This window comes from Shewanella sp. SG41-4 (assembly GCF_014164505.1).
Lineage (GTDB): Bacteria > Pseudomonadota > Gammaproteobacteria > Enterobacterales > Shewanellaceae > Shewanella.
Map to the genome: position 1 here is coordinate 1 of NZ_JACJFI010000227.1, position 6,452 is coordinate 6,452.

Annotated in this window: 5 protein-coding genes and 1 pseudogene; all 6 read left to right on the plus strand. The window is 38.9% G+C overall.

From position 1 onward, the window contains the following. A partial coding sequence (locus H5202_RS16675; protein WP_220493913.1) for a restriction endonuclease subunit S occupies positions 1-443 on the plus strand: 443 nt, incomplete at its 5' end. After that, entirely contained in the window at positions 443-1,960 is a 1,518-nt protein-coding gene (locus H5202_RS16680) for a type I restriction-modification system subunit M (protein ID WP_182773067.1), read from the plus strand. The genes H5202_RS16675 and H5202_RS16680, both read left to right, overlap by 1 nt. Continuing rightward, positions 1,950-3,161, plus strand: coding sequence for a restriction endonuclease subunit S (locus tag H5202_RS16685; protein WP_182773068.1), 1,212 nt, complete (start codon positions 1,950-1,952; stop codon positions 3,159-3,161). The genes H5202_RS16680 and H5202_RS16685 overlap by 11 nt, the downstream gene beginning before the upstream one ends. After that, positions 3,161-5,092 carry a hypothetical protein gene (locus H5202_RS16690; RefSeq protein WP_182773069.1) on the plus strand — a complete coding sequence of 644 codons (1,932 nt, stop codon included), beginning with the start codon at positions 3,161-3,163 and terminating at the stop codon, positions 5,090-5,092. The genes H5202_RS16685 and H5202_RS16690 overlap by 1 nt, the downstream gene beginning before the upstream one ends. A 1-nt stretch (position 5,093) precedes the next feature. Beyond that, a pseudogene (locus H5202_RS24340) lies at positions 5,094-5,705 on the plus strand (type I restriction endonuclease); the annotation flags it as partial. A 279-nt stretch (positions 5,706-5,984) separates the two neighbouring features. After that, positions 5,985-6,452, plus strand: a 468-nt coding sequence (locus H5202_RS24345; protein WP_259397358.1) for a DEAD/DEAH box helicase family protein, incomplete at its 3' end; no start/stop codon positions are given.

The window sequence follows — 6,452 nt, forward strand, 5'->3', positions numbered from 1 at the left end:
GGCAGGGTAAAGATAAGGCTCTGGTAACGTCAGGAACTGTGATACTGCCTTCGAGAGGATCTAGAGGTGGTTACTTTCAAGCATCCTGCGTGGTTGAAAACTCGGAAGGTTCATTACCTTTAGTAGTAACGAGTCAGTTTTTGGTTATTACACCAACGGTTGAAGTGTTGCCCGAATTCTTGTGTTGGTCATTAAACCAACCTTCAATTCAATTTTTACTATCTGAAGGTGCGGGAAGTCAGGGGTCATCCATGGCTGTCATGCTTAAAACATCTATTGGCAATGAGATAAAGCTTAATATCCCAGCTATCGAGACACAGAAGAAAATATTTCACCTCAATCAGTTATGGGAAAAAGAGCAGGCATTGACCCAAGCTCTGCTAGCAAATCGAAAAATGATGCTTCAGGGCATGTTTCAACAATTACTTAATGGGGATAAATAATGATGAATAATAAAATCAACCAAGATGACATTAACAAAGCGGTATGGGGGGCATGTGACACTTTCCGTGGCACAGTAGACCCATCAATTTATAAAGATTTTGTATTGACCATGCTGTTTTTGAAATACATCTCTGATGTGCATCAAGACAAATATGATGAACTAAAAAAAGAGTATGGTGATAGCCCTGAGCTTATCAATGAAATGATGGATACTCAGTCTTTCAAAATCCCTGTTGGTGCAACCTTTTGGGACTTGTATGAGCTACGTAACACCGCAGGTAATGGTTCACGTATCGACCAAGCGTTACACGCCATTGAAGAAGCCAACGGCACTAAGCTAAAAAACGTATTCCAAGATATCAGTTTTAATACCGATAAACTCGGTGATGAAAAACAGAAAAACGATATTCTGCGCCACCTAATGGAAGATTTTGGTAAGCCAACTCTTAGCCTGCGTCCGAGCCGTGTTGGCTCATTGGATGTGATTGGCAACGCTTATGAATACCTCATTAAACACTTTGCCGCGAGCAGCGGTAAATCGGCGGGCGAGTTCTATACCCCACCTGAAGTGTCAGACTTACTGTCTATTATTCTTGAGCCTGTTGAAGGCGATACCATTTGTGACCCAGCATGTGGTTCTGGCTCACTATTAATGAAGTGTGGTAAACAGATACAAAAGAACTTCAATGGTTCTAAGCAATACGCACTATTTGGTCAAGAAGCGATTGGCTCTACCTGGTCATTGGCAAAAATGAATATGTTCCTGCATGGTGAAGATAACCACCGTATTGAATGGGGGGACACGATTCGTAACCCTAAGCTGCAAGACAAAGACGGAGGCCTGCTGCACTTTGATGTGGTCACCGCTAACCCACCATTCTCGCTGGATAAATGGGGCCATGAAAACGCTGCCGATGACCACTTTGGTCGTTTCCGCCGTGGTGTGCCACCAAAAACCAAAGGTGATTACGCCTTTATCTCGCATATGATTGAAACTCTAAAGCCACAAACTGGTCGTATGGGCGTAGTGGTTCCTCATGGTGTGTTATTCCGAGCATCAACCGAAGGCACAATCCGTAAGCAATTAATCGATGAAAACCTACTTGATACCGTTATCGGTTTGCCTGAAAAACTATTCTTTGGTACAGGGATTCCAGCTGCCATTTTACTGTTCAAAAAACAAAAATCAGACAGTAAAGTCCTATTCATTGATGCTTCGAGTGGGTTTAAATCAGGCAAAAACCAAAACGTATTAACAGCAGAAAACATTCAGAAGATTGTCGATACTGTCAAAGCACGCACAACTACCGATAAATACTCCTATCTCGCCACATTACAAGAAATTGCCGAGAACGATTACAACCTCAATATTCCGCGCTATGTGGATACCTTTGAAGAAGAAGCTGAAATTGACTTGATGGCAATACGTGGTGAGCGTTTGGCACTGCAAGCAAAATTAGGTGAATTAGAAGCTGAGATGACTAGCTACCTAGAGGAGTTAGGTTATGGTGTCTAAGGGTTGGACAAAGGGCACCATCGAAGATATTGCTAAGGTTACTTCAGGTGGAACGCCTAGTAGAGCAAAAGATTCCTATTGGAATGGACATATACCTTGGGTAACAACCTCTGAAGTGAAATTTGGTGTAATTGCTGATGCAGAACAAAAAATTACTCAAGAAGGTTTAGATAACTCATCTGCTAAATTATTTCCTAAAGACACTATTCTGATGGCGATGTATGGGCAGGGGAAAACTCGAGGTCAAGTCGCCAAACTTGGTATCGAAGCATCAACAAATCAAGCTTGTGCAGCGCTGTTGTTACACAAAGAACATGATGTTGAATATTACTACCAATTTTTAACAAGTCAGTATGAGAATATACGTGATCTAGCAAATAGTGGAGGTCAACAAAACCTTAGCGCTGGGATCATAAAAGGTATCCATGTGCCAATCCCCCCACTCCCAGAACAACTCAAAATAGCCAAAATTCTCTCGACGTGGGATAAGGCGATCACCACCACTGAAAAGCTGATTGCAACCAGCAAGCAGCAGAAAAAAGCCCTAATGCAACCACTGTTGACGGGTAAAAAGCGTTTGATCAACCCTGACACAGGTAAAGCGTTTGAGGGAGAGTGGGAATACGTACGAGCAGGAGATATATTCTCAACTAGATCAAACAAGAAACATAACTCCGATTTACCGATACTGGCAATTACACAAGACCAGGGTGCGATTCCAAGAGAGCTTATTGATTATAATGTTTCAGTTACTATTGATAGCATCTCGGGTTATAAAGTTGTCGAGGTGGGTGACTTCATCATTAGTTTAAGAAGCTTCCAAGGAGGCATTGAATACTCTAAATATAAAGGTATTTGTAGCCCTGCCTATGTCATTTTATACCCAACAACCGAAATCTCTGATGCTTTTTATAAGTACCACCTAAAGTCGCATCCCTTCATCCAAGCAATGAAGAGTCGACTTGAAGGTATCCGTGATGGGAAAATTATCAGTTATAAGTATTTTTCAGAGATAAAGTTGCCGAAACCATCACTGGAAGAGCAACAAAAAATCGCTTCGGTACTTACATCAGCAGATAAAGAAATTGGATTATTAGAGACCAAGCTAGCTCATCTTAAATATGAGAAAAAGGCACTGATGCAGCAGTTGTTGACAGGTAGACGCAGAGTAAAGTTACAATCAAAGGAGTGTATAGTTTAATGGAAATGAACAGCCCTTTACTACAATTAGCCCTATTGGAATCATTAAAGGCAAATGAAGTTTCTGATGAAATCGATCTCTTTTTACCTTTTATTGCAGTAACTCTTTCTGATTTAGGTAAACTTGAAATTTCTCCTGAATTACTGCAAGAAGAATTAGGAAGATCTTTCGGTTTTAAGCCACCTATATCGGCAATTCAAGTGTTTATTACTAGGGCGAGAAAACGAGGGTTGCTTCATAAAGAAAACCATGTTTTTATCCCAAACATTGAAGAGGTTGATAAATGGAAAAATGGTTATCATGATAAGAAAGACGATATAACAGCCTCACTCGAAATACTCAGACGTGATTTTATTGATTTTGCTATTACTAAATTTGATAAAAAACTTAGTGCAGAAGAATGTGATTTACTGATTGAACAATTTATAAATAAAAATATTTCTAGCGTGACAGATAATAAACGTTACGAGAAAAATGAGTTGCGAGAGAAAATAAAAAACACAGACCATGTCACTGCATCTTTTATTAGTCATATTCATAAAAATAAAACGGCATCATTAGAGCACTTCTCACGTTTTGTAAAAGGTATGCTCCTTGCCAATTATTTGTGTTTTGCAGACAAAGTAGCTCACAAGAAAAGTTATAAATCTATGACGGTGTATTTAGATACACCGTTAATTGTAGGGCTTCTTGGTTTCAACGGTTTACAAAAGCAAAAATCACTCAAAGAATTCATTTTATTACTCACCAATGTTGGTATCAATATTTATGTATTTGATAAAACAATTGATGAAACTGAACGCTTACTTTGCGCATGGCGGGATGATCTTGAACGGAAAGACTATAAACGGTTTAATACTAAAACCTTAGAGCTATTGCGATATTTAGGATATGACGCAGCTAGGCTCGATACAGAGATTAAACTCCTTAATTCGTCACTTGAGAAACTTGAAATTGAAGTGCAATATGGTTTCAAGCAAAAAAAGCAATATCAATGTGATGAGATAGCATTAGAAAAAGCAATATCCCCTAATTTTAAAGGGTCAAAAAACCTTGAACATGACACTATCTGCATTTCCCGTGTATATAATATGCGTGAAGGTAATTTAATAAATGACTTAAGTAAAAAATTTACTGTTTTTGTAACTTCAAATACTGGGTTGGTTAACCACGCCAATAGGTTCTTTCAAGATGAGATACCTAAAAAAGTTATTCCACTTATAGTTTCAGAACAATGGATGACTACTATGTTTTGGCTTAAAAGTCCTGACTTATTTGGTAGTTTACCTATGGACCAGTTAATCTCATCTGCGTATGGGCTTCTTTTCACTGATGACAAATTCTGGACGAGCTTTGTTAAAAAACTTGAGCATTTAGAGAAAAGCGGAAAAATTACCGAAGATGACCTAATTCAAGTGCGTTGGGATTCTGATTTACTTAACATGGTCCATGACGTATCTGTTGACGTGGGGGAAGATTTTTCAGATGAGGATATTTTTGATATAGTCGAAACCATTAAGAGAAAACAAATAGCTGATAAAGAACAGGAAATAATAGAACTGAACAAAACGAAAAACACTGAGATTTCTACACTACAAGACTCCTTAAATGACAAGGAAGATAAATTAAATAAAACGCAGGTGATACATAGAAAAATTGCTAAATATGTATCTGTAGCACCAGCGTTAGTTATATCTATTACTCTAGCTTTTGGATGTGTTTGGGTCACTTTACTCGCTTTGCCAAACGAAATATTTCCTTCACAAATTAAATCAGAATATCAGGCTGATAGTATAACTTTAATCAGTATAGTGATCGTATTTATGTTGAACCTTTTAGGAAGTATTTTTGGTATCAACTTGAAAACTATATACCGAGGTGCTCAAAGTTTTCTCTTTAAAAAAACATATCGTTTTTTGCAGGGAGAGTAAGATGAATACTGATACGGTTAATTTCAAAGAAGAATTTAGTTCAAAAATCCCAGCTTTGATCTTACTGACTAACTTAGGTTACCAGTTTATACCTCCAAGTAATTGCTTGGAAAGACGTGGCAATCTGTCTACGGTGATATTGCCTGATGTGCTTCGTGATGTATTGCGTCATAAAACTTATTCTTTCATGGGTAAGGATCACAAGTTATCAGAAGCGGCTATCAATAAAATTGTCCATGAACTCGCTACCCCTGCGATGAATGAAGGGCTAAAAGCGGCTAATGAAAAACTCTATAATGCGCTGACCTATGGTATTGGCGTGACTGAGTTTATTGATGGCAAAAAGGCCAGCCCAACTATTCAAGTGATTGATTGGCACACGCCGGACAACAATCAATTTCATTTTACCGAAGAGATGGAAGTCGAAAATGCTCAAGGCACTGGTAAACGTATTCCTGACATAGTCTGTTTTGTGAATGGCTTGCCATGGGTGGTGATTTAAGCAAAACGTCCCGATTCATCCCATGAAGGCAAACCTACTGTAACAGAGGGGATTTCACAAAATATTCGTAACCAAAAAGTGGATGAAATCCCACATTTATTTGCCTACAGTCAGTTATTGATATCGGTTAACGGCCATGAAGGTTTGTATGGCACTTGCGGAACACCATCTAAGTTTTGGGCAAAATGGAAAGAAGAAGAATTTACTGAAGCTACTTTTGCTCGGTTAAAGAATACTCCTTTATCAAAGAACAAACTTGATCACATATTTAATCATCGCTCCACGAGACTGCGAGATGAGTATTTATCGCTTATTGCAGGCGGAGAACTTCTAGTCACAGAACAAGACCGCTTATTAGTGTCTTTATTGCGACCTGATCGTTTACTGGATATGGCTCGTTTGTATACTTTATTCGATAAAAAAGTTGGCAAGATTGTAGCTCGTTATCAGCAAGTATTTGGCATAAAAGCGCTAATAGAGCGGGTTACTTCATTCGATAAACAAGGTGCGCGTAGTGGTGGTGTGATTTGGCATACCACGGGTTCAGGTAAGTCATTCACCATGGTTTTCCTTTCAAAAGCATTAATCTGGCTGCAAGAGTTGGCTAAATGCCGCGTTGTGGTGGTAACGGACCGTGTAGATTTAGAAGATCAACTTGCTCGAACTTTTGCTTCAGGTGGTGTGTTGTCAGATAAAGATAGAAAGTCGGCCATGGCAACAACTGGACGTCGTTTGGCTGAGCAGATTGGCAGAGGTAACGAACGGATTATTTTCTCTATCATCAATAAGTTTGGTACAGCTGTTGAGCTACCAGAATGCTATAACGATAGTCCCGATATTATTGTGTTAGTGGATGAA

What these genes read in the sequence shown, in the direction of transcription:
- H5202_RS16685 (WP_182773068.1), top strand. Translation starts at nt 1,950, where the DNA reads ATGGTGTCTAAGGGTTGGACAAAGGGCACCATCGAAGATATTGCTAAG.
- H5202_RS16690 (WP_182773069.1), top strand. Translation starts at nt 3,161, where the DNA reads ATGGAAATGAACAGCCCTTTACTACAATTAGCCCTATTGGAATCATTA.
- H5202_RS16680 (WP_182773067.1), top strand. Translation starts at nt 443, where the DNA reads ATGATGAATAATAAAATCAACCAAGATGACATTAACAAAGCGGTATGG.